General features: G+C 66.7%; 18 protein-coding genes. 9 read left to right on the top strand and 9 right to left on the bottom strand.

What is annotated here, in order from left to right; translation table 11 throughout:
• Positions 1-9 precede the first annotated feature (9 nt).
• Together SB771_RS00350 and SB771_RS00345 are read left to right on the top strand one after the other, a co-directional pair.
• The gene (locus tag SB771_RS00350; RefSeq protein WP_175659377.1) at positions 10-435 is read left to right on the top strand and encodes a signal peptidase; all 426 of its coding nucleotides are present in this window, start codon (positions 10-12) and stop codon (positions 433-435) included.
• Positions 436-446: 11 nt separating this feature from the next.
• Complete coding sequence (locus SB771_RS00345) at positions 447-881, top strand: excinuclease ABC subunit A (RefSeq protein WP_175659376.1); 435 nt, start codon at positions 447-449, stop codon at positions 879-881.
• A 45-nt stretch (positions 882-926) separates the two neighbouring features.
• On the opposite strand, the gene SB771_RS00340 is transcribed toward SB771_RS00345, so the two are convergent.
• Complete coding sequence (locus SB771_RS00340) at positions 927-1646, bottom strand: class I SAM-dependent methyltransferase (protein ID WP_175659759.1); 720 nt, start codon at positions 1644-1646, stop codon at positions 927-929.
• A gap of 110 nt (positions 1647-1756) precedes the next feature.
• Between SB771_RS00340 and SB771_RS00335 the strand changes: the two genes are divergently transcribed.
• Positions 1757-3004 carry an NAD(P)/FAD-dependent oxidoreductase gene (locus SB771_RS00335; RefSeq protein WP_175659375.1) on the top strand — a complete coding sequence of 416 codons (1248 nt, stop codon included), beginning with the start codon at positions 1757-1759 and terminating at the stop codon, positions 3002-3004.
• 65 nt (positions 3005-3069) lie between these two features.
• Here SB771_RS00335 and SB771_RS00330 read toward each other — a convergent pair whose 3' ends face one another.
• Positions 3070-5271 carry a glycoside hydrolase family 3 C-terminal domain-containing protein gene (locus tag SB771_RS00330; protein WP_175659374.1) on the bottom strand — a complete coding sequence of 734 codons (2202 nt, stop codon included), beginning with the start codon at positions 5269-5271 and terminating at the stop codon, positions 3070-3072.
• Positions 5272-5727: 456 nt separating this feature from the next.
• Positions 5728-6987, bottom strand: a complete 1260-nt coding sequence (locus SB771_RS00325) for an oligosaccharide flippase family protein (RefSeq protein WP_105832831.1) — start codon at positions 6985-6987, stop codon at positions 5728-5730.
• A gap of 581 nt (positions 6988-7568) precedes the next feature.
• On the opposite strand from SB771_RS00325, the gene SB771_RS00320 reads away from it, so the two are divergent.
• Positions 7569-9425: a serine aminopeptidase domain-containing protein gene (locus SB771_RS00320; RefSeq protein ID WP_175659373.1), complete on the top strand. Its 1857-nt coding sequence runs from the start codon at positions 7569-7571 to the stop codon at positions 9423-9425.
• A 139-nt stretch (positions 9426-9564) separates the two neighbouring features.
• Here SB771_RS00320 and SB771_RS00315 read toward each other — a convergent pair whose 3' ends face one another.
• Positions 9565-10056: a hypothetical protein gene (locus tag SB771_RS00315; protein ID WP_175659372.1), complete on the bottom strand. Its 492-nt coding sequence runs from the start codon at positions 10054-10056 to the stop codon at positions 9565-9567.
• 75 nt (positions 10057-10131) lie between these two features.
• Here SB771_RS00315 and SB771_RS00310 point away from each other — a divergent pair, with 75 nt between their 5' ends.
• From SB771_RS00310 to SB771_RS00295, 4 genes are read left to right on the top strand one after another with little or no spacing between them, the layout of a single operon-like run.
• Complete coding sequence (locus SB771_RS00310) at positions 10132-11355, top strand: polysaccharide biosynthesis/export family protein (RefSeq protein WP_175659371.1); 1224 nt, start codon at positions 10132-10134, stop codon at positions 11353-11355.
• Positions 11356-11414: 59 nt separating this feature from the next.
• Positions 11415-13697, top strand: coding sequence for a polysaccharide biosynthesis tyrosine autokinase (locus SB771_RS00305; protein ID WP_175659370.1), 2283 nt, complete (start codon positions 11415-11417; stop codon positions 13695-13697).
• Positions 13694-15106: an oligosaccharide repeat unit polymerase gene (locus SB771_RS00300; protein ID WP_175659369.1), complete on the top strand. Its 1413-nt coding sequence runs from the start codon at positions 13694-13696 to the stop codon at positions 15104-15106. The genes SB771_RS00305 and SB771_RS00300 overlap by 4 nt, the downstream gene beginning before the upstream one ends.
• A complete protein-coding gene (locus SB771_RS00295; protein ID WP_244096724.1) occupies positions 15003-16301 on the top strand; it encodes an acyltransferase family protein in 1299 nt (432 codons plus the stop codon). Before SB771_RS00300 ends, SB771_RS00295 begins: the two co-directional genes overlap by 104 nt.
• 30 nt (positions 16302-16331) lie before the next feature.
• Here the strand turns inward: SB771_RS00295 and SB771_RS00290 are convergent, their stop codons facing one another.
• From SB771_RS00290 to SB771_RS00280, 3 genes are all read right to left on the bottom strand, one after another.
• Entirely contained in the window at positions 16332-17408 is a 1077-nt protein-coding gene (locus SB771_RS00290; protein WP_175659368.1) for a glycosyltransferase family 4 protein, read from the bottom strand.
• A gap of 27 nt (positions 17409-17435) precedes the next feature.
• Positions 17436-18584: a glycosyltransferase gene (locus SB771_RS00285; protein WP_175659367.1), complete on the bottom strand. Its 1149-nt coding sequence runs from the start codon at positions 18582-18584 to the stop codon at positions 17436-17438.
• Positions 18585-18967: 383 nt separating this feature from the next.
• Positions 18968-20029 (bottom strand): glycosyltransferase family 2 protein, encoded by a 1062-nt coding sequence (locus SB771_RS00280; protein ID WP_175659366.1) that lies wholly within the window; start codon positions 20027-20029, stop codon positions 18968-18970.
• 373 nt (positions 20030-20402) lie between these two features.
• Here SB771_RS00280 and SB771_RS00275 point away from each other — a divergent pair, with 373 nt between their 5' ends.
• On the top strand, positions 20403-21677 hold the full coding sequence (locus tag SB771_RS00275; RefSeq protein WP_175659365.1) for a right-handed parallel beta-helix repeat-containing protein: 1275 nt from the start codon (positions 20403-20405) through the stop codon (positions 21675-21677).
• A gap of 39 nt (positions 21678-21716) precedes the next feature.
• Here SB771_RS00275 and SB771_RS00270 read toward each other — a convergent pair whose 3' ends face one another.
• Positions 21717-23297 carry a mannose-1-phosphate guanylyltransferase/mannose-6-phosphate isomerase gene (locus SB771_RS00270; protein ID WP_175659364.1) on the bottom strand — a complete coding sequence of 527 codons (1581 nt, stop codon included), beginning with the start codon at positions 23295-23297 and terminating at the stop codon, positions 21717-21719.
• Positions 23294-23878: a drug:proton antiporter gene (locus tag SB771_RS00265; RefSeq protein WP_165752974.1), complete on the bottom strand. Its 585-nt coding sequence runs from the start codon at positions 23876-23878 to the stop codon at positions 23294-23296. Before SB771_RS00265 ends, SB771_RS00270 begins: the two co-directional genes overlap by 4 nt.
• Positions 23879-24481: the final 603 nt, after the last annotated feature.

The following is a 24481-nucleotide window of genomic DNA, read 5'->3' as shown; positions in this document are numbered from 1 at the left end:
ACGATAACAATGAAGCACAAAGGACATCTGGCCGGCATGTTGGTGGCCGCGTCGTTGCTGACGGGGTGCGGTACCGTGGTGCGTTCGCTGCCGCTGCCGGCGGCGGCAACGACGCCGGACACGAGCGGCGTCGCGATCTATTTCGGCACGCAGCCGCATCCGGACGTGAAGACCAGCATCGGTCCGCGTTCGGAATCGGTACGTGTGGCGCGCGGGACTCAAGCCGAACAGCCGACGTGCGATCAGGCGCTGGCCGAAGCGTTGAACCGTCTTCGCATCTATGCGAAGAATCATGGCGGGAATGCGGTCGTCAACGTGACGACGCGCTTTCATGAAAAGCGTTCGGAGTCGACGTCCGAATATACGTGCGGCGTGAGCGGCAGCGCCGGCGCGATCGCCGTGTCGGGCGACGTCGTGCAGCTGAACGCGCAATAACGGGAGCACACGTGAAATATCGCATCGCACTGGCGCTGCTCGGCGCGACGTTCGTCGCGTCGGCCGCGCACGCACGGGACACGATCCGAGACTATCCGATCGAGAGCGCGTTGAAGAGCGAGGAAGGAAAGCTCGACGACGGCGTCGCGCTCTATTTCGGCGATCAGTCGCATCCTCGCGTGCTCAAGTCGTACGGCACGTTCGCGACGAACAAAAAGACCAACGCGTTCGGCAAGAGCGACGAGGCGGCGTGCCAGCATGTGTTCCTGTCGGCTGTCATCGAACTGCAGGCGCGCGCGCGAAAGGAGGGCGGCAATGCCGTCGTCGGCATCAAGAGCAATTACCGCAACGTGTTGCGCTCGAGCACGACGGAGTTCACGTGCGGGGCCGGCGCGGTCGTGGCGGGTGCGGCGCTCACCGGCGAAATCGTGACGCTGAAGCGTTAGCCGGCGCGTGTCGGGACGGGGCCGCCGAACGGCGGCCTCCGACACTCAGGCGGGCTTGCGCGCGGCGACGTTCACGAGCGTCTCGCGGCGCTTGCCCGGCTTCGGTGCGTACAGGCCGATGCGTTCGAGGAGTCCGAAGTCTTTCGCGCGGCTCCACCACAGGTACGGGAACGACACATTGCGGGCGTCGAACGTGAACCCGCCGTCGCGCAGCATCGCAAGGTAGCCGTCGGCACTTTTCTGAACGTCCATCGGATGACGGAACAGCAGCCGGATCACCCACGACTTGATGTACGCGTCGGTCGATTCGGCGAACAGCAGCAGCCCGCCGGGTTTCAGTACGCGGCGAAAGTCGGCCAGTGCATGCTCCTGGTGGACGAGATGATGAAAGGTCTGATGGCAGAACACGATGTCGACGCTCGAATCGGCGAGCGGGATCTGTGTGCAGTCCGCACGATGCAGTTCGACGGGCATGGCGCAGCGACGCGCGGCCTCCGACGCATGCGTGAGCGAGTCGTCGTGACAATCGATGCCGATGATTTTGCCGGGCGCGAACGCTTCGCCGAGCAGGCGGAACGACTTGCCCTGGCCGCATCCCGCATCGAGGATGACGGGGGCCGTAGGCAGGGGCGCGCCGATGAGCTGCTTGAGGTCGTCGATGGCCACCCTAAGCACGTGATGCTCCCAGGTATGCGTGCGAAGAAACCAGATGCCGAAGCGGGTTTCTGGAACATAGGCGGGAGCGTGCGTGCGGCAGGACGTCATGGGTCTCTCGTCGGAATGTTGGATTTGTTGACCGCCTATTGTAGTTTGCAACGCCAGATCGTGGCGTGAGAAACGTAAGATATCCAATCCATCGAAATGGAACGGCAAGCATGAGTGAAATGAAATCGAATTCCGTCGACGTCGCGATCATCGGCGCGGGGCCGTCCGGCGCGGTCGCGGCCGCGTTGTTGCGCAGGGCGGGCCGTTCCGTGCTGGTGCTCGAGCGCCAGCATTTTCCGCGCTTTTCGATCGGCGAGAGTCTGCTGCCTCAAAGCATGCAGTATCTCGAAGAGGCCGGTATGTTGCAGGCTGTCGTCGAGGCCGGCTTCCAGTTCAAGAACGGCGCCTATTTCGTGTATCGCGACAGGATGTCGTCGTTCGATTTCCGGGAAAAATTCTCCGACGGCTGGGGGACGGCCTATCAGGTCGAACGCGCCGCCTTCGACGATCTGCTGATCCGTTGTGCGGCGGACCAGGGCGCGGACGTGCGGTTCGGTCATACCGTGCAGGCGTTCCATCCTGGCGATATGCAACGGCTCGAGGTCGTCGACGAAGCGGGGTGCGAATATTCCGTTCATGCGTCGTTCGTGCTCGACGCCAGCGGATTCGCGCGCGTGCTGCCGCGCCTGCTCGATCTCGAGGCGCCGACCGGCATGCCGACGCGCGCGGCAATCTTTTCGCATGTCGAAGACAGTCTGCCGGCCGGCTCGACCGATCGCGACAAGATCTGCATTGCCGTCCATCCGGAGCGTCGCGACGTGTGGTTCTGGATGATCCCGCTGACGAACGGGCGCTCGTCGGTCGGCTGCGTGGCCGACGCCGGTTTTCTCGACGTGCCGCAAGCGGAACAGGAATCGTTGCTGCGGGAATTGCTGCAGAGCGAGCCGACGTTGTCGCGGCTCGTCGGCAGCAAGCCGTTCGTGATGCCGGTGCGTCGCATCGCGGGCTATGCGTCGAATGTCGAGCACCTGCACGGGCGCGGCTATGCGTTGCTCGGCAACGCGGGCGAATTCCTCGACCCGATCTTTTCGTCCGGCGTGACGATCGCGATGCGCTCCGCGCAGCTGGCGGTCGCCGTGCTCGAACGTCAGTTGCGCGGCGAGGCGGTCGATTGGACACGCGATTACGACATCGCGCTGCGCAAGGGCATCGACACGTTCCGCGCGTTCGTCGAGCGCTGGTACTCAGGCGCGCTTCAGGACATCGTGTTTCATGAAGACAAGGCGTCCGACGTGAAGCGCATGGTCTGCTCGATTCTGGCCGGCTATGCGTGGGACGAGTCGAATCCGTTCGTGCGGGAACCGGCGCGCGGCCTCGACGTGCTCGCCGAATTCTGCCGTGCCGGCGGCCTCGGGTGATTCGATGAATCGAGGCGGGCGCCGAGCGATGTTTCGTCCGGCGCCCGCCATTGCATCACCGTCGCTCAGCTACCCTGCAGCCGGATATCGCGCGACGACGCGCCGACATACACGGTCCCGCCCGGCACGAACTTCCAGCCGTTTCGCGACGTATCCCACACGCTCTGCATCCGCGGTGAAACGGTCACGCGCACATGCCGTGCCTCGCCCGGGTTCAGCCGGATCTTCTCCCAGCCGACCAGCCGCTTCGGCGGTTCATCCTTGTACGGCACGCCGAGATAGACCTGCGGCGTTTCCGCGCCTGCGACGCGGCCGTCATTGCGCACGGTGAACGCGACGCTCAGCGAGCCGTCCCGTTGCCGCGACACCGACAGCCCCGAATACGCGAAGTGCGTGTACGACAGCCCGTAGCCGAATTCATACATCGGCTTGATGTTGCGCGCGTCGTACCAGCGATACCCCATGTTCAGCTTCTCCGCGTAGACGGGATCGTTCTCGAACGCGCCGCCTTGCCGCCACGCCGGCGAATCCTCGTCGCGCGCCGGGAACGTGACGGGCAGCTTGCCGGACGGATTGACCGCGCCGAACAGCACGTTCGCGATCGCCTTGCCGCCGCCTTCGCCCGGATACCACGCCTCGACGATCGCCGACACGCGATCCTTCCACGGCATCAGCACCGGATTGCCGCTCTGCACGACGACGATCGTGTGCGGGTTCGCACGCGCGACCGCTTCGACGAGCGCGTCCTGGTTCGACGGGTTCGCGAGGCTCAGGCTCTGCAATTCGCCGAAATCCTCGCCGGCCGCCTGCGCGACCACGACGATCGCGACGTCCGAGCGCCCGGCGAGCGCCGCGGCCTGGTCGATTTCCTGCTGCGTGTACGCGCGGAACGGCGACTGCTGATCGCTGTTGCCCGCGAACGTGACCTGCGCCGTCGGCGCGAGCGCGCGGATCGCCGCGACGATCGGCACGTCGACCTTCAGCCACGGATTGCGCCACCAGCTGCAGCCTGTCGACGAACCGAAGGTCAGGCCGCCGCAGCCCGCGAACGAACCGGTGACCGGATCGCGCGTGTTGCCTGAGCCGCCGCCCGACAGCACGGCCGCATCGGCGTGGCCGCCGATCACGGCGATCCGCGACAGCGCGGACGCGACGAGCGGCAACTGGTTGCCGTCGTTCTTCAGCAGAACGATCGACTGCTCGGCGACGCCCTGCGCGAACCGGTTCGCGGCCGCGAAATCGATCGTGCCGCCGGCCTTGGCCGGATCGTCCATCACGCCGACGCGGATCATCACGGCCAGCTTGCGGCGCACCATGTCGTCGAGGCGTGCGGTCGACACCGAGCCGTTCGAGATCGCCTGCTTGACGGCGGCCGGCGTCAGGTAGACGCTCGGCCCGACGTCCTCTTCCTCGTCGAGCCCGGCGTTGATCGAGGCGGCCGTGCTGTGCGCGGCGCCCCAGTCGGACTGCACCTGGCCCTGGAAGCCCCATTCGTTCTTCAGCACGTCGTTCAGCAGGTGATTGTTCTCGCACGCGTACGTGCCGTTCAGGCGGTTGTAGCTGCACATCACGCTGCCGGGCTGCCCGCGCTTCGCGGCGATCTCGAACGGCAGCAGGTAGAGCTCGCGCAACGTGCGTTCGTCGATCTGCGTGTTGCCGCCCATCCGGCCGTGCTCCTGTTCATTGCCGGCATAGTGCTTGATGGTCGCGATGACTTTCTGCCGCTGCGTGGCGAGCGTGCGCTCCGCGAGCAGGTCGCCGGCGAGCAGCGGATCCTCGCCGAGATACTCGAACAGCCGGCCGCCGCGCGGCTCGCGCGCGAGGTTGGTGCCGCCGGCAAGGCCCATGCCGAATCCTTGCGCACGCAACTGGATCGCGACCTGCTTGCCGTAGTCATACGACAGGCGGCGATCCCAGCTCGCGGCGACGGCGATCGTCGCAGGAAAGGTCGTGCTCGCGAGCGACGTGCTGCCGGAGCCGGTCGCCGAGTCGACCATGTTGAGATCGGGAATGCCGAGCCGCGGCACGCCCTGGATGTAGCCGGCGCCACCGCCCGGCACCTTGGACATTTCGTATTGCGAATGAATGAACTGCAGTTTCTCGTCGAGCGTCATCTTGCGCACGAGGAGGTCGGCGCGTCGCTGCGCGGCGGACGACGCGAATGCGTCGGCGGCGTCGCCCGGTGAGTTGAAATCGGCGTTGCCCGCATAGACGCTGGTGCAGAGGGTCGCCGCCAGGACGGCGGCCGGCCAGAGTGTGTCCCGCATGTTGCTCTCCATGATCGTATTGCCGGTTGTTGTTCGGATGATGTCTGGAGCTGCGTACGTCCGATGGATTCGCATCGAACGCATTCGGCTGGCGATGCAGCGTGATTGCGCGTCGGCATGCCAGCCAGGCGGGGAATCGTTACGGCCGGTTGGGCCCGATCGGAGCATGTGGACGGCGACGCGGACCGCCCGACACTGCCGAATCGGATGTAGCGATTCTCTGCAGCGACCAATCGTACGAATGTAGTATGACTACAGCATCGGTGTTTCTACCGATACGTATGATCTTTTTTCGATGCGATTGCTCGATGCGGGCGAAAGACGGTCATCGTTCCCGATGAGGTGTCTGCGGCGGAGTAAGAAGTACCTGCGCGATGCGCTTTGTTGTGCGCGCATCGAAGGGAGCGTCATCGGATTCCGGCCGCTGCGAGGAAATCGCGCAGCACGGCCGATGCGCTAGCTGCGTCGAGCGACAGCGCTGCCAAGCAGCGGAATCCCGGCGCGATAGACGACGGTCGCGAGCGCCGCGGCAACCGCGGCCTCGGCCGTCAGCACGGCGGCGGCCGCGCCCAGTTCCGCGAAGTACTTCGCGAGCACGGGCACCAGCACGATGTTCAGAATGCCCGACGACATCAGGATCCGCGTGAACGCCGATTTCATCCCGAGCGGCAGCATCGTCTGCACACCGAACAAGTCGGTCATCCCGGCCATGAATGGAATGAACGCCATCCAGCGCAGCACCTGGACCGTCGGTTCGTACGAAGGGCCATACAGGAGGCGCACGGCAAGCGGCGCGCCGAAGAAGATGGCGAGCGAGATGCCGAGCACCATCACGACCTGCACGACGAACAGCTTGCGCAGGAACGAGAACGCGTCGTTGCGTGCGTGCCGCATCAGGTAGCTGATGCGTGGATAGGTGGCGGCCTTCAGCGGCTGGAGCATGCTGAGCGCCGCGCGGATCAGCTTGTCGCCGGCGGCGAAATAGCCGGCCGCGACGTTGCCCGACACGAAGCCGAGCAGCACGGTGTTGGTCGACGCATAGAACGCGATCGACGTCGACGCGAGGAACACCTGCCAGCCGCCTTTCAGCGATTCGGCGATGTCGGCGACGCCGACGCGCACGAAATCGATTTCCCGCTGGAAATACAGATAGGCGGCGAGCACGATCGCGGACAGCGTCGGCACGGCGGCGTTGACGATCATCGCGCGATCGATGTCCGCCGGGCTGTGCACGAGCGCGAACATCGCGGGCAGGCTCAGGATGCGGCCGACGAACAGGATCACGCTCAGCGCGCGCAGCTTCTCCATGCCCTGGAAGTACCAGCCCGGCGTGAACGCCACGCCGGCCACCATCCCGAAACCGATCAGCAGCAGGTCGCGGTCCTCGCCGAAGCGCTCGACCAGAAAGGTCAGCGCGATCAGCACGACGAAGCAGATCACGGCGATGCCGATCTGCGCGTACAGCGTCGCCCAGAAGATGCGAGAGCGTTCGGCGCGGTCGTCGCGGGCGAGCGCGATGCGCGGCGTCGCGGTCAGGTCGAAGCTGTAGCTCGTACAGTTGGTGAGGTAGGCGATGACCGCGAGCGAGAACGCGAGCTGCCCGTAACCCTCCGGCCCGAGCGCGTGCGTCAGCAGCGGCGCGATCAGCAGCGGCACCGCGTACATCGAAATCTGCAACGTCAGTAGCAGCAGGAAGTTCTTCTTGATGTTTGACATTCGCTCGGTCGGCGCCGTGAGTGGCGCATGGCGGCGGAGTGCGGGCCGCCGTGCGCGCGCGGCCGGCCGGCGCTGGCCCGGCTGCGTGGGTTCGCGGCCCGTTTCCGGCGGGCGCCGGTTTCGTCCGGCGATGCCGGACACGGCCACATCGTATGGCGGTCATGATACGGGCCGCGCGAGACATCTGTGTTCGCGAGCCTACCGTTCGCGGATTCCGTGCGCGCGTGCGGCGCGAATCGCGCTGTGGCGCGCATCGTTGTATCGCCGCAGTGACGAATGCATTTGTAAGCTGGCGCACCGAAGGACGCTCGGGCCCGGTGCTCTAATCAAGCGCACTGTTTTGGTTCAGCGCGCAAAGGGCTTGACGACGACTCGGGCCGACAACCGTCGTCCCCGGGCGACGCGAACACGACGACGCATGGCGAAGGGCGAGCGGGGCGCGCAGGGGCGCGACGGCAGTCCGTTACCCGAAGGCCGTGCGTTCGTCGGCCGGTCGAACGATCGCGGCATGGCCGATCCCGGCGGAGCCGCCGGCGCGGGTGTCCGCACCCGATAACAAATACCGATCCGAGGAGTACCGATTGAAGCCGATTACGTTCGGCAGCTGCGTGGGATGGCTGCACGAAGGACAGACGACACAAGGCGTGATCCTGTGCGAATCGCTGGGGCACGAGGCCTCGTGGACGCACAAGTTGATGCGGGCGATCGCGGAGCGGCTGGCGCGCGACGGCGTGACGGTATTGCGATTCAACTATCCGTGCACCGGCGACTCGGCGGGCGACGATCGTGACGCCGGTCGGCATGCCGCGTGCATCGACAGCATTCACGACGCGATCGACCTGTTGCGTGATCAGGCCGGCGTCACCGCGCTGACGCTCGTCGGGATTCGCGCGGGCGCGCTGTTCGCGATGCTGGCCGCCGCGGGCATGGGCTCGCGCCCGTCGCCGCGCGTCGATGCGCTGGTGGCGCTCGCACCGGTCGTGCGTGGCCGCGCCTATCTGCGCGAGCTGTCGTTCGTGCATCGCCAGTGGCTCGACACCACGTCGCCGGCAATCCGCGCCGCGCATCGCGACGAACCGTGCATGAACGTGCTCGGCCACCGCTTTCCCGCCGATTTCGTCGATGCGCTGAAGGCGCTCGATCTGTGCGACGTCGTGCGCGATGCGCCGACATTGCCCGGCGCGATGCTGCTGATCCAGCCCGATCAGGGCGACGGGCCGGCATTGCGCGACGCGTTGCTCGCGCGCGGCGTGGACGTGACGAGCGATCCGTTCCGCGAATGGCCGACGACGATGCTGGACGGTACGCGTTCGCGCTTGCCGCTCGCGGCGATCGACACGCTCGCGAACTGGATCACCGAACGCGCACCGCATGAGGCGGCCAGCGGCGACACCACGTCGCGAGCGGACCCGGCATGGAATGGCGAGTCGGCCGTCGCGCTCGACATGAATGACATGACCGAGCAGGTCGTCGCGGTCGGTCCGGACCGGCTGGTGGGCATGCTGTGTCGGCCCGCCGATACGCGGCCGGCGAAGCCGGTCGGCCCGGCGGTCGTGATCGCGAACACGTCGACGAATCCGCGCAGCGGCGAAGGGCGCTTCAGCGTACGGCTCGCCCGCACGCTGGCGCGCGCCGGCGTGACGACGCTGCGAATCGACGTGCAGGGCGTCGGCGACAGCGGGCCCGCCGTGACCGACGATCAGTCGGGCGTCGTGTATTCGACGCAGTCGAGCGACGACGTGGCCGCCGCCGCGGACTGGCTGCGTGCGCTCGGTCATCCCGAGGTGGTCGCGGCCGGCATTTGTTCCGGCGCCTACGCGGCGTTGCATGCGGCATTGAAGACGCCGGCGCTCGGCGGCGTGATTGCGGTCAATCTCGCGCGCTTCGTGTGGCCGGCCGGGCTCACGCTCGAAGCCGTGCAGAAGCAGCGGAACAACTCGGTGCGCGGCTACTGGCTGTCGTTGCGCGACTGGCAGAAGTGGAAGCGCCTCGTGCGGGAGCGCCGCGACCTGCGTCCGATCGTGCGGGCCGTGGCCGCGAATGCGATCGCGCGGGTCAGCGTGCCGGCAAAGGCGCTCGCCGCGCGCGTCGGGTGGAAGCCGCGCAGCGGCACGCCGCGCGGCGTGATGCATGAACTTGCGCAGCGCAACGTCCGGACGACGCTGGTGTACGGCGCGCTCGATCCCGGCATCGACGATGTCCGGCGTCACTTCGGCGCGATCGAGCACGCGTTCCGGCGCTCGCGTCACGTGCGCCTGTATCTCGAGCCGGAGGTCGACCACGCGGTGTACGGCGCGGCGGGCACGGACATCGTGATCGACCTGTGCATGCAGGCGCTGGGCCGCGACTCGGCCCGGCCGGTCGCGCGCGTCGTCGATCCGGCCACGCAGGAGGCGGCCGCGCGATCGTACGCGAACGTGTCGGTCGGCAGATCGTGATGCGTGCCGTGCCCCTTGCGTCGACGCTTAGGGGTGCGATCGCGTTTGGATTGAAGATCGGCGTTCGGTGGGCTCGCTCACAGACGCGCCGTCCGCCGTGGTGTCCAATCCCGTATCGGCACGTGCGCGGCGGGATGCGTCAGTCCGGATCGTCCGGCTGCGCGTAGGGCGACTTCTCGTAAGGCGACGTGTACAGCGTGCCGGTGCGCCAGGGATCTTCGGTGGGCGCATCGGCCACTTGCGGGCGATGCGGCCGCGTCGGCACGAGCGGCCGGCGCAGTGCGCCGCGGCCGCGCGATTCAGGCGCTGCGGCGGTGCTTGCGGCGGGAAGCGCGGCAGGAAGCGCAGCGGTAGGTGACGCGACATCGGATGCCGCCGTGGCCGGCTCCGCGGCCGCGCCGGTTATCGCGGTTATCGCGGTTTGGGCGGAACGCTGGAGCGGCACCGGCGCGAGCGGCGTCGACGACGCGAAGCCCCGCGCGTCGGCCTGCGCGGCGGGCAAAGTCTGCGCGCCGGCGGCACAGGCAACGCTGGCCGAGACGATGCAGACGAGTGACGAAAGCGATGCAGAGCAGTTCATGACGAATCGTACGGAGTACGTGCGGTGAAGAGGGAGGCGCGGCACCGCCATGCGAGCCGCGCCGCCAAGCGTAATGCCGGAATTCGCCGCGTTCGGCGGGTTACCGCACAGTTTTGGAAGGACACGATGTCAATCATCACGCAACCGGAATCGATGCTCGGGACGCCGCGGTCACCCACCGCAGGCATCCGGCGCGCGCCGTGGCTGTCGCGCATGGCGATCGTGGCGACCGCGTGCGCGCTGAGCGCATGTGCGTTGTCGCCGGGCATGAGCTACCGGGCGCCTGCCGCGCGCGACGCGAATGCGCGCGTGAGCGCCGACGCATCGGGCGCGGGCGGCCTCGACGGCGTGCAGAACGTGTCGAACGAGGATCTGATCGAAATCACGCCGGCGTTTGTCGCGCAGCATGCGGGCCAGCGCGCCGACGTCGACGCGGAGATCCGCCAGTTGTTCGGCAAGCCGAAGCCGTACGCGATCGGCCCGGGCGACGTGCTCGGCATCGTCGTGTGGGACCACCCCGAATTGAACCTGCCGACGACGCAGACGACGGGCGGCGGCGACGGCGTCGGCGCCAGCTCGGTCGCGACGGGCTACACGGTCGATGCGAACGGGAACGTGCAGTTCGCGTATGCGGGCCTCGCGCATGTCGCGGGATTGACCGAGGCGCAGGCGCGCGCGCTGCTGACGAAGCGGCTCGGCGAATACGTGCGCAAGCCGCAGATCGCGCTGCGCGTGCAGACCTACCGCAGCAAGCGCGTCTATCTCGATGGCGAAGTGCGCACGCCGGGTCTGCAGATCGTCAACGACATGCCGATGACGCTGCCCGAGGCGATCGACCGCGCCGGCGGCTTCACCCCGACGGCCGACCGCTCGCAGGTATCGGTGACGCGCGGCGACCGGACCGTGAACGTGAGCCTGCCCGCGCTGATCGCCGCCGGCGTGAACCCGTCGAACATCCTGCTGCACGACGGCGATCTCGTGCGCGTGCGCGCGGCGAGCGACGCAAAGGTGTTCGTGCTCGGCGAGGTGTCGCGACCGGCGACGCTGACGCTGACCGACGGCCGGATGAGCCTCGGCGAAGCACTTGGCGACACGGGCGGCGTGAGCCAGTACACGTCGGACGCGCGCCAGGTGTTCGTCGTGCGCCGCGGCCCGGACAACCGCCCGCGGGTGTACCACCTCGACGGCAGTTCGCCCGCGTCGTTCGCACTCGCCGACCAGTTTCCGCTCCAGCGCCGCGACGTGGTGTTCGTCGATGCGTCGTCGCTGGTGCGCTGGAGCCGCGTCGTCAACCTGCTGATTCCGTCGTCCGCGCAGGGTGCGCTGACGGCCAGAGCCATCTCGCCGTGACGCTCGTGGCGGATTTCGTGACCGCGACCGCGCGTCGCGCCATACGGGACTGATGCTGAATGACTTCTTCGACCCTGCCTGACCCGCACAGCGGGCCCGCCCTGCGGCCGTCCTATCCGGTGCGCCGCTATTGGGGCATGCTGTACGGCGGCCGGCGCCTGATTCTTTGCACGGCGCTCGCGGGCGCGCTCGTCGGCGCCGTGTATGCGCTGTGCGCGGCGCCCGTCTACCGGACCGACATCCTGTTCCAGGTCGAGCAAAGCCCGACCGACTCAAAACAGACGTCGCCGCCCGGCGATCCGTCGGCGGTGTTCGACCTGAAGACCGACGCGTCGACCGAGATCGAGGTGCTGAAATCCCGCGCCGTGCTCGACCGCGCGATCGACAGTACCAACCTGGCCGTCGACGCGCGGCCGCATTACCTGCCGCTGATCGGCTGGCGGTTCGTGAACGCGGCCGACGGGTTATCTTCGCCGCTGCCGGGCGGCTACGTGTACGGCACCGAGCGCATCGACGTGCCGACCTTCGACGTGCCGAAGCGCCTGCTCGGCAAACGCTTCGCGCTGACGCTCGGCGACGACGGCGTCTATACGCTGCAGCGTACGGGCTGGTTCGGCCGGAAGGGGCCGGTATGGCAGGGCCGTATCGGGCAGCCGCTGCATGTCGACACACCGCAGGGGCCGCTCGACATCTTCGTGCGCGACGTGGCCGGCAAGCCCGGCGCACGCTTCGACCTGACGCGCTACAGCGACGAGGAAGCGACGGTCTGGCTGCAGAAGAATGCGCTGATCTCGGAGCGCGGCAAGCAGTCGAACATGATCGGCGTGACGCTCGACGGCATCGATCCCGTGCACGACAGCCGCGTGCTGAACGCGATCGGCGACGCGTACCTCGCGCAGAACACGCAGCGCAAGTCCGAGGCGGCCGACAAGCTGATCCGCTTCATGGATACCCAGCTGCCGCAGCTGAAGGCGCAACTGGAACTGGCGGAAAACCGCTTCAACGCATTCCGTGCGTCGCACGGCACCGTCAATACGAGTGACGAGGCGCTGGCATTGCGCCAGCAGTCGGTCGACATCGAGACGCGCGTGCAGACGCTGCAGCAGCGGCGCGAGGAATTGCTGACGCGCTTCATGCCGAAGCATCCGGCGTTGGTGGCCGTCGATGCGCAGCTGGCCGACGCGCAGCATTCGCTCGACACGACACGCAAGCAGATCCAGCAGTTGCCGACCGTCGAGCAGGGCGTGCTGCAGCTGCAGCGCGATGTGGCCGTCGATACCGCGCTGTACACGAACCTGCTCAACACGCGCCAGCAGATGATCCTCGCGCGGGCCAGCAAGACCGGCACCGTGCGGATCGTCGACACGGCGAAGGTTGCCGAGGAGCCGATCGGCCCGCATCGCGGCGTCGCGGTGATCGCGCTGCTGATGCTGGGGCTGCTGGCGGGCGCGGCGATCGTGATCGTCCGGCAGCGTGTCGTCGGCACGATCGGCGACGCCGAGGAAATCGAATGGACGACGGGGCTGCCCGTGTTCGCGACCGTGCCGCATAGCGCGGTCGCGGTGCAAGCGGAATCGCGACCGAAGGCCGGATGGCGCGGCACGCGCGCGCCGATGCCGCCGATCGACGCACGGGATGCGCACGACGCCGCGCTCGAAGGCCTGCGCAATTTCCGCGCGGCGCTGCAATTGTCGATGCCGGACGCGTCGAATCCCGTCGTGCTGATTTCCGGGCCGACGACGGGCGTCGGCAAGTCGTTCGTCGCCGCGAATATTGCGTCGCTCGTCGGCGCGGCGAAACGGCGGGTCCTGTTGATCGATGCCGACCTGCGCAAGGGTTCGCAGCACGATCGGTTCCGCCACAGCCGCGCGCCGGGCCTGTCGGACGTGGTGGCAGGCACGCACGGGCTCGCCGAGACGATCCGGCGCGGGGTCGCGCCGGGCCTCGATTTCATCGCGATGGGCAGCATCGTGCCGGACCCGGGCGAACTGCTGCTGCAGCCCGCGCTCGCCGCACTGATCGAGCAGGTCGCCGCGCGCTACGACATGGTCGTGATCGACGGCCCGCCGTTGCTGCCGGTGGCCGACGCGCTGGTGCTCGGCCGTCTTGCGGGAACCGTGTTCCTCGTCGCGCGCAGCGGCGTGACGACGCTGACCGAACTCGAAGAAAGCGCGCGACGGCTCGAACACGCGCATATCGACGTATGCGGCGTAGTCCTGAACGATTACCAGGGCGCGCCGGGGCGGTACGACTACGGCTACAAGGATGCGAACACGCATCAGGCCGCGTCCGGATATACGGAAGGAATCGCGTCGCGGCAACGGGTGGAACGGGCGTCATGAGCCGGCGAGCGGGCGGGGCCGGGTACGGGCCGCGACGGCGCGCTGCGACGATGCGCACGGCGGCGCGCGTGCGCGGCGCCGCGGGTTTTTACATGGGTGGTTACACGGGCTATTGGTGGGAAGATCCGGCACGGCTCGTGCTGATGTTCATCCTGCCGTTGTACGGCATGCTGTCGCTCAGCCTGCTGGGCGACCCGAAGGCAATCGCGCGCGTCTATTTCGACGGCTACTACGCGTTCGTCGGCGCGCTGTTCCTGATGGTGGTGATGGCGGCCGCATGGCTCGCGACGGCCGAAGCGCGCACGCGACGCGGGCCGCCGCCTGCAGCGGTCGAGCTGTCGCCTCGTGTGCTCGATTTCGTGTTCGCGCTCGCGCTGTTCGGCTATGTGCTATTGCTGAGCGGCATCCTCACGCATCCGGCACTGCTCGTCGCGTTCGTGCGCGGCGAGGCGAATGCCTACGACATGCTGGAACTGAAGGGGCGCATCACGGGCCTCAGCACCTTCACGCAGGCGACCGCACCGTTCGTCGTGCTGTATTTCTATGTGTTCAGGACACCTGTAAAGGGACTGAATCGCTACAAGATCTACTTCGCCGTGCTTGCCGTGCTGACGCTGATGCGCAGCTTCATCTTCGCCGAACGGCTTGCGCTGATCGAGATGGTGATGCCGCTCGCGCTGATGGTCGTGCGGTTCCGGCTCGGAGGCCGGTATTCGCGGCTGTTGACGCTCGGCCCGTATGCGGCGATCCCGTTGCTGTTCGGCCTGTTCATCGCGAACGAGTACAACCGGTCGTGGGAAGCCTATTACGTCAACATCTACGACAACCTGTTCGATTTCGCGCTCGAACGTCTCGGCTTGTACTACTCGACGTCGTTGAACAACGGCGCCGGAATACTGAGCGTGCTGGGCTGGGACCACGGTCACCCGATGTTTACGTTCGACTGGCTGCTGCGCTTCCCGGTCATCGGCGCGCCGTTGCAGCCGTGGCTGGACTCGGGCGACAGCATCAACCTGTTCCTGAACGGCTACGCCGACCCGGAGTTCAACAACCCGTCGGGCATCTTCGTCCACTTCTACGAGTGGGGCTGGTTCGGTTTGCTCGATGCGCTCGCGCTCGGCTGGGCGGTCGGTCGCAGTTATGCGGGCTGGCGGAGCGGCAACGGGTTCTGGTGCTGCATCCATGCGGTGCTTTACGTGTCGGTCATGGAAGTCATGCGAACGCCGAACCTGTTCAGCGGACGCAATTTCGTGCCGGTCGTATTGCTGATCGCGATCTTCCATTGGTTCGCCAAGGCGCCGGCACGTGCGGCGCCTGCCGCCGGCGGCGGAGCCGGTCGAGACGGAAACCGGCGCGGCGTTGCGCGTGGCAATCGGGCCGCGGATGTCGATCCGGTGGTGTCGCGATAAGGCGATGGCCGACGCATTACTCATCATGGCGACTCACAAGCAGAAGTTTGAAATTCTGGACGGGTTGCGCGGCATTGCGGCGATCAGCGTGATGCTCATGCATTTCCTTCAGGATCTGCCGATTCCCGTACTGCAGAGTGCTTATCTTTCGGTGGACGTGTTCTTCATGCTGAGTGGCTTCATCCTCACGTACTCCTACGGAGAAAAATTGCGTCAGGCGTCGTGGCGGCGCGAGTATGTGAAGCGACGGGTGATTCGTCTTTATCCGATGATATGCATCGGGCTGACGATCGGGTTCGTGAGCCTCGTCGTCATGCGCGTCAACGCGTCAGCGGCGTTTTCGTTCGGCAACCTGGCCGCAGCCACCGGCCAGAATTATTTTCTCGTTCCGTATTTGGGGCGTTTTTCGGTGTCGGGCTTTGTCGGTGCTACGAATCACGGCTTGCAGGCGGTCGACGATCCCGGGGTGTTTCCTCTGAATCCGCCTGCGTGGTCGCTGTTCTTCGAGTTGTTCGCGAGCGTTGTGCTGATCGCGGCCGTCAGGATGAAAGAGCAGAGCCTGCTGAGACTCGCCTATGCATGTCTCGGTGCGTTCGTCGCGTATGGATGGCTCGTGGGCCTCGACCACGACAAAGTGACTGTCATCCTGAATCAGGGCTGGGCGGCCGACAATTTCTTCGGCGGATTCTTCAGGGTCGGCTACGGGTTCCTGCTGGGCGTGGCAATCGCGAAGATGCACGACGCCGGTCTCCCCGCGAGGCCGCACTGGTTAGCGGCCGGGCTCGTCAGGAACGACTGGATGCTGTTTGCCGTGTTCCTGCTGGTCGTCCTGTTTCCGACGTCGATCAAGGGAATTTACGCGTTGGCCGTGCTGTTGTTCGTCGCCCCCGCGCTGGTTTATCGCGGCGCCATGCTCGCGCCGAGCGGCCACGCGGTGGCACGGATCAGCGCGTTCCTCGGCTGGATTTCGTACCCGCTCTACTGCGTGCATTACCCGATCGGAAGGCTCGTGTTCGCGTATGCGCCGCAGGGTGATATTCACGTCGTCAGAACGGCAATGCTTGCCGCGTGCCTGTCGATCGTGTCGGCCGCGTTCCTCGCGAAATTCGTCGAGGAACCGATCAGGTCGTATCTCGGCAAGCGCCTGTTCGGCAATCAACCGGCCGCGACCGGCAGCACCGTCAACGTCGCGTAATCGCGCCGATTCGGTCGCCTGCCGCTCGCGCTACAGCGTCTCGAAGATCGCCTTCATCATCTCGGCACTGCGGCTCCAGCGATATTGCTCCGCATGCGCGATGCCCTTGCGTTTGAGCTCGGCCCTGAGCTCTGGGGAATCGAGCAGGCTACGCAATTTCCGCGCGATGTCGTCCTGCGAATACGGATCGCAGTACAGCGCCGCATCGGCACAGACTTCCGGCAGCGCGGCCGATTTTCCGACCAGTGCGGGGCAGCCGTAGCGCATCGCCTCGAGCGGCGGAATGCCGAAGCCTTCGTAGATCGACGGATAGAGAAAGCACGCCGCGTTCTGATACAGCGCCTTCAGTTGTTCGTCGCTGATGTAGCCGACGTACTTGATGTTCGGCTCCGACGCGCCCACCGCGTCGTGCTTGCCGAACACGGTGGTGTTCTGCATCCCGACGATGACGAGATCGACCGACGGATCGCCGATCTGCCGGAATGCGGCGATCAGCCGGCCGAAGTTCTTGGTGGGATTCATGCTGCTGACCGCGAGCACGAACCGATCCGGCGTCAGCGCATGTTTGTCGAGGACGCTCGTGTCCGGTTCCAGTGCGTCGAGATGATCGGCACCGAGCGGCACGACGCGGATCTTGTCCGCGGAAACGCCGCAGTGATGGGCGAGGCGATCGCGCGAGAAACGGGAGTTGGTCAGCACGCACACCGAGGTTCGCGCCAGGATCCAGAACATGATCCGGTACCACACGCGGAACGGCCGGGAGAAATGCGCGGGCGTGTCGAATACCGCCGCATCGTGCATGTAGATGATCTGGTTGCCGAGGAAGATGGATGCCGAATTGCCGAGATTGACGATGCGGCCGCGGCGCGCGAACAGCGGGAGGATCAGCTGCTCCCACACCACGCCCTTGTAAAAGCCGACCACGACTGTCTTCGCGCCGCTCACCGCGACGCCGGGCCGTGGCGGCACCAGCACGGTCACCGGATCCTGCGGCTGAAACTTGATCAATGCGGCGATCAGCTCGCGCGCGACGCGTTGCACGCCGGTCGTCTTCTGCGTCGTGAATCGGCCGTTGTAGACGAGTTGCTTCGATTTGCTGGCGATCATGTCGATAAGGAGGTGTCGAAATCGGGATCAGGCTTCGACGTGATCCGGTGCAACCGGCTCGAAGTCGCGCGTGTCGGCACGCGGCTCGTCGGCGCCGAGTCCGTAGAGGGCATTCCACTGGCGGAAGATCGCGTTGATCGAAAACCGCTGGATCGCGCGTTGCCGAGCAGCGGCGCCCATTTGCTCGCGCAGCTGCCGATCGTCGCGGAGCGCGGCCACGTAGGCGGACATCTCGTCGGCGTTCGACGCGACGTAGCCGGTCACGCCGTGGATCACCACGTCGCGATTGCCGACGACGTCCGTCACCACGGCCGGTATGCCGGCAACCTGCGCTTCGATCAGCGCGACCGGCATGCCTTCCCAGCGGGAGGTCTGCACGTAGATGTCCAGTTCGGACGTGAGCGCCAGCGCCCGGGCGCGGGTCACCCAGCCGCTGCAGACGACGGCACCGCGCTGGCCGGGGTCCGCGATTTCGGCCGCGTTGCCGCCGATCCACAGAAACTCGACGTCGGAGCCGTGCAGCGTATTGGCGAGCCGCACGAATGCTTCATGATTTTTCTGGTACGACGCGCGGCCGCTCATCCCGATGACGACCTTGCGATCGTCGCGTATTCGACGCGGCGGGATCTCCGCGACATGGACGCCGTTTTCCACCAGGACCGCCGATTTCGGCCGGACCTTTCTTCTGATCTCGCCGAGCTCGCTGCCCGAGCAGGCGACGACGGTGCCGCCGATGCGCGCCGCGATGCGTTCGAAGCTCAGATACGCGAACTGCTTCAGGCGCGACACGTCGCAGCGCAGGAACGAAAGCCCGTGCGGCGAGTAGAGGACCGTCGCATTCGGCGCGGCGATGCGGGCGGCGACCCGCCCCAGCACGCCGGCCTTCGACGAATGCAGATGGATTGCGGTCGGCTGGCAGTCGCGCAGGTTGCGGATCAGCGCGCGCAAGCTCCGCAGGTCATGTGTGACGCTGACCTCGCGCACCATGTCGACATGGACGAGCTTCACGTCGGGCCGGAATAGCGTTGCAAAATCGGCCGGCGTTTCCGCTCGGACCGAGTGCAGTACCGTGACGTCGGCGCCGGTTGCCGCGGCATGGTTGGCGAGATGCGTCAGCATCGAAAGCACGCCGCCACCAAACGCTTCGGCAATATGAACGATCTTTTCTTTGGTCATCTTTGGGTCCAGCGATCCGATCGCGCCGGTCATCGCCCATCGCGCCGATGGGCAGCCGGTGAATCGTGTGGTCGCGTCGTCCGGTTCTTTGAACTATGCATTCCTAATTGATAAATGCTTGCGGGTCGTGGCCATTGAATCCCGCTGCGCGGCTCGCGTGTGCTATGCGGATGAAGCGGTCGGTCGAATTGCGCTAAACGCGATGCAGCGCAATAAATCGATGCCGCGTTCGACTACGGCGACTGGGGACGATGAAACGGCGAAGTCCGGTCAGTGCGCGTGAATCCACTGGTCCGGATCATTGTGCAGCGCATGCGCGATCCACTGGGTGCGATGGCTTACCGAAGAAGCGATTACGCGGTGGACGTTACGGCCCGACGACGCTATCGTGTGCCGACGCGCTGCCCGGATGACTTGCGCACGCGCGCAAGCGGATTGGAGATATAGCGAATCGCACGGTTGCTGAGCGTCGACGACGGCAGCAGGCACGCGAGTGACAGCCCGGCGACCGCCACCTTCTTCGCCGGACGCCAGAACGGATTGCGCAGCACGGTATGCCAGTAGCGCCCGGATTCGCACAGGAACCAGCGCCAGCGCCGCACGAGCGGCGCGTGATACAGCGTGCTCGCGAAGCGGGCCTTCTCGATCGCGAAGTCGAGCGGCGCGATCGGCAACGCTTCGTGCAGCCGCGTGCCGGCGAGCATGCGCAGCGTCGCCCATCGGCGTTCGGCCTTCAGCGCGCCCGTGGCGGCGTCTTCCGAATTGGTGAGTGCAAGGGCCGGCGTGTTGCCGGCTGCGTCTCCGGCCGGGCGTATGTCCGGCTGCTGATGCACGCGATAGCCGCCGAGTGTTGCGTCGATCATATGCACGGCGCCGAGCAATGCGATGCCGTAGATCGCATAGAAATCCGCGCCATGCAGGTTGTCGGGCGTGACGGGCACCGGAAAGATGCGCTTGAGCGCGTCGACCCGGTACGCGTTGCCGGACGCGGGCGGCGACGGATACAGCCAGCCCGCGCGCAACAGGCGGCCGCAATCGGTGTCGACGGCCGACTGCGGCACGCTCGCGCCGGTCATCGCACCGTCACGCGCGATCACGTCGAGCCGGAAGTGGACCTTCACGAAGTCGCCGGACGCGAACGCGGCCAGCACGCGGGCCGCGGCGTCCGCATAGAGGAGGTCGTCCGCGTCGAGCAGGATCACGTAGCGCGTCGCGACATGCTCGAGCGCGCGGTTGTACGCGGCGACCTGACCGCGATTTTCCTGGAACACCGCCGTCACGCGCTCGCCAAATGAGCGAATGATGTCGCGCGAATCGTCGGTGGAACCGTCGTCGACGACCAGCACGCGTACACCGTGCACCGTCTGCGCGAGCGCCGAATCGATCGCGTCGCGCAGGTACGCGCCGTGGTTGTAGTTGCAGATGGCGATGGTCAGGTCGGTCATGAACGGGTTCTGGACGAGCGAAGAGCGGACGGTCCGGACGCCCGGCGCCTTGCGGCGACGCCGAAGCGCGGCCGTGTCGTATGGTGGCCATGATACGGATTGCCGATCGGCGCTCGGTTCGCGAGCCTACCGTTCGGCGATGCGCTGCGTTGAAGTGCGCCGTATCGTCGACCGGCGCGCGGGAGCGCGTCGTGAAGGCGGGGCGCATCGGTCTGTTGACGCACCGACACCCGGCCGGATCGAATGATTCAATGGAGCATATCGCGTCGTCCGCTGCGACCAGGGTGTCGCGGTCGGGCAATTCGGCCGGCCCGCGATGATTCGCCTGTGCAGGCCGACGCACGTGATGTCATTCCAGAGGAAACGATTCGATATGCGTAGATCGCAATGCTCGTTCCGCGCCTGCGCGTTGATTGCCGGCATGTGCATGGCAGGCGCACTGTCCTTGCCGGATGGTGCCGCGGCAGCATCCGGCGCGCTTCATGCGAATGTGCCGGATGCCTACGTGCGTCCCGCCGCGGACGCGGGCGACCAAGCCGACATGCTGCAACATGCGCTCGACGCGTTGCAGCCGGGCCAGCGCCTGGTATTCGCACCGGGGCGGTACGTGGTCGGCCGTTCGCTGGTCGTGCGGCAGCCGAATGTCGTGGTGTCGGGCTACGGCGCGACGCTGATCGCGACCACCGCGGACGACCAGACGGTCGAGATGCGCGGCGACGGTACGACGCTCGTCGGCTTTCGCCTTGCAGGTACCGGCACGACGCGCCTGACGACACCGGAATCAACGAAGGTCGAGGTCACTGGGCGCGGCGTGCAGGTGCTCGACAACGTGATCGACGGCGGCGCCGGCGCCGGCATCTTCGTGTTCGGCGGCGCGGAGGTCGCGATCGTCGGCAACGAGGTGCTGTCGACGCTGGCCGACGGCATTCACATGACGCACGGCTCGCACGACGTGCTCGTGCGCGGCAATGTCGTGCGCGGCACCGGCGACGACATGATCGCCGTGGTGAGTTACCAGGCGGAAGGCGTGCTCACGCGCAACGTGCTGATTACCGGCAATTCGCTGGAAGGCAACCCGTGGGGCCGGGGCATCACGGTGGTGGGCGGCGCGAATGTCACCATCTCGAACAACATCGTGCGCAACGTGCAGGTGAGCGCGGGGATTCTCGTCGCGCAGGAAGACAGCAACCGGACTTACGGTGCGTCCGATGTCCGCATCGAGAACAACGTGATCGCGGACATCCAGACGGCGACGGGCCGCACCGATCCGCGCCCGATCACGCAGCAGGCGGCGATCGAGGTCAGCACGTGGTCGGGTTCGGTGTCGCGTGTGACCGTGATCGGCAACCGCGTGTCGAATGCGCGCTTCGACGGCATTCGCCTGTGGGGGAACGTGTCCGGTGTGCGGCTCGCGGACAACCAGCTGTCGGGAATCGGCGGCATGGCGATGCGGGTCGGCCCCGGCAAGGCGTGCGCGAGCGAGGGGCCGTCGCGGCCCGCGGCGAGCCCGGTGAAAGGGGCGGCGTGTGCGACGGCGCGTCAGTCGACGGCGACGGGTGCGGACGCGCTCGGCGCGGATCCATCGTCGCTGCCGCGCGTGCGCGAGGCCGTCAGGCAAGCGCGCTGGTCGCAGCGAAGCGTCGATTGACCGCGCTCGGCGCGATCCGCACGCGCCGATCGAACGCGCTTATCGAACGGCGTCCCGTTCCGCCGCTTCCTCCTCCGGCTCGTCCGGTTCGCACGATGAACGTGGCGCCGGCTGCGCGGTACCGACGACCGGCCGTCCATACCGATCGTCGAACCGCACGATATCGTCTTCGCCGAGATAGTCGCCCGACTGCACCTCGATGATCTCGAGCGGGATCCGGCCGGGATTCTCGAGCCGATGGACCTCGCCGACGGCAATGTAGGTCGATTCGTTTTCGCTGAGCAGGAACGTGTCGCTGCCGCGCGTGACCTTCGCGGTGCCGCGCACGACGATCCAGTGCTCGGCGCGGTGATAGTGCATTTGCAGCGACAGTTGCTTGCCGGGCTCGACGACGATCCGCTTCACCTGGAATCGCTCGCCGAGGTCGATCGAATCGTAGTGTCCCCACGGCCGCTGCACCTTGCGGTGCTCGCTCGCCTGCGGGCGCTGCTCGGTCTTCAGGCGCGCGACGATGTTCTTCACGCGCTGCACGTCGTGCTTGTTCGCGACCAGCACCGCATCGGGCGTCTCGATCACGACGACGTCCTTCATCCCGACGCATGCAATCAGCCGGCCTTCCGAGCGCACGAAACTGTCCTGCGTGTCCTCGAACACGATCGGCCCGCGGGCGACGTTGCCCTGATCGTCCTTCGGCATGATTTCCCAGATCGCATCCCAGGTGCCGACGTCCGACCAGCCAGCCGAAAGCGGCACGACGATGCCTTCGATGCCGAGGTCGGGGCTCTCCGCGAGGCGCTCCATGACCGCGTAGTCGATCGAGTCGGCCGGGCACGCGTCGAAGGCCGCGGCGTCGATCCGGAAGAACGGATCCTCCGCGATGCCCGCACGCCATGCCGCGTCGCAGGTCGCATGGATGTCGGGCGCGAGCGCCCGGATCGCCTTCAGCCAGATCGATGCGCGCGTGACGAAAATGCCGCTGTTCCACCAGTAGTCGCCGGAATGCAGGTAGCGCTCGGCGAGCGCGGCGTTCGGCTTTTCGACGAAGCGCCCGATCGTGTAGCCGCCTTGTCCGCCGAGCCGGCCGGCGCGCGGTTCGCCGACCTGGATGTAGCCGTAGCCGGTTTCCGCGCGGCGCGGCAGCACGCCGAGCGTGACGATCGCGCCTTCCTGCGCGTAGCGCGCCGCGCGCCCGATCGCTTCATGGAACGCGCCGACGTCGCCGATCACGTGATCGGCCGGCATGACCGCGAGCACGGGATCGTCCGCGAGCACGCTGGCGTCGAGCGCCGCGAGCGTCAGCGCGGGTGCCGTGTTGCGCGCGGCCGGCTCGAGCAGGATGCGTGCGGGCGCGGCGCGTCCGAGCACCTGCGCGGCGCTCATGATGCGATGCTGTTCGCCGCATACCAGCAGCAGCGTGTCGCCGAGCGACGCGTTCGCGATGCCGTTCAGGCGGCGCGCGGTCGCCGACAGCGGAGATTCGTTCGAGGTCAGCTCGATCAGTTGCTTCGGATACTGCTCGCGCGACAGCGGCCAGAGCCGCGTGCCCGAACCGCCGGCGAGAATGACGGGCAGGATGCGGGGCAGCTCGGGTTCGGGAACCGGGCGAAGGGTGGCGGTCATCGATTGGCTCCGGTATCGGCGGGCAGCCGGTTGTGCGTGCGGCCGTCGGCGCGCGCGTCGTCGTTTCGCGAGCGCGGCGCCGGGGCGGCCCGCGACAGCAGCTTGCGCAGCGCGCCGGCGGCACGGTCGGCCGGCCGGACGAGGCCGACGAACGGCGCGCCCTGTTCGAGATACGGGCCGTAGGCCTTGCGGAATCCGAAGCGTTTGTAGAACGCCTGGCGCGGAGCGGGAACGTGCGTGCGTACCGCCACGTCGGGCCACGCGGCCTGCGCGGCCGTCAGCGCGCGCTGCATCAGCTGCTCGAGGGTGGCGTCATCGCGACATGCCTCGCTTGTCAGCACCTTGTCGATTACGACGTCCGGATCGACTTCGTCGCCGGGCAGCACGCGCGCGTACGCGACGACTTCGATCATGTCGCCCGTGTGCATGCGCGCGAACACGTGCAGCGCGTGCGCATCCTTGCCGTCGATGTCGAGATGCGTGTGCGCGTCCTCGACCACCAGCACCGCGTTACGCGAGCGCAGGATTGCATAGAGATCGACGGCGCTCAGATGTTCGAATTCACAACAATGCCATTCCATGATGCGGTCCTCGTGTGAAGCCTTCAGCACGCCGTACGCACGAACGCGTTCATGCGGTACGGCGCGGCGATGCCCATGATGCGGATGCGGCGTGCACCGGTCTGTTCGACAGCCTACTCACCCACCCGTTTGACGAGGGTAGGAGCGGGCCGTGCGGCGCGCCCGCGTGGCGCGAGCGGAGCAATGTGCGGTAGCACACACTGGCCGAGCGGAGGCTTTTCCATAATTAGGCTGTCGCGACGGTCCGCTGCCAAGCACGCAGCACGGGCCGTCGGCATCGAACATGATTGAATAAACCGGGGCCGTACTTGAACATTGCGATTGCTCACGACCGGCGGGTCGCACATCGCCGCGCCGGGCGCATACGATCGACTACCGAATGCGGGCCAACGTCTGCCGCTTCATCGATTTCCTCGCGCGGCGCAGGTCCGTCATTCGGACACCGCCGTTTCGGCGCACCAGCACGACGCGTGCATACTTGCTACTGCGCGTCGCCGGTCGCGTCGGCTCGGCGGGAGCGACAGGGCGCGCGCTGTGCATGGCGAGCATGCTGCGTTGCGCAATGAAGCAGACGACAAGGCAGGTTGCGCCGCGGCGATGCAC

The sequence above is a fragment of the Burkholderia sp. SIMBA_051 genome, assembly GCF_046534915.1.
GTDB lineage: Bacteria > Pseudomonadota > Gammaproteobacteria > Burkholderiales > Burkholderiaceae > Burkholderia > Burkholderia ambifaria.
The sequence above is the reverse complement of the archived record's forward strand: the minus strand, read 5'-3'. Positions and strand labels throughout refer to the sequence as shown.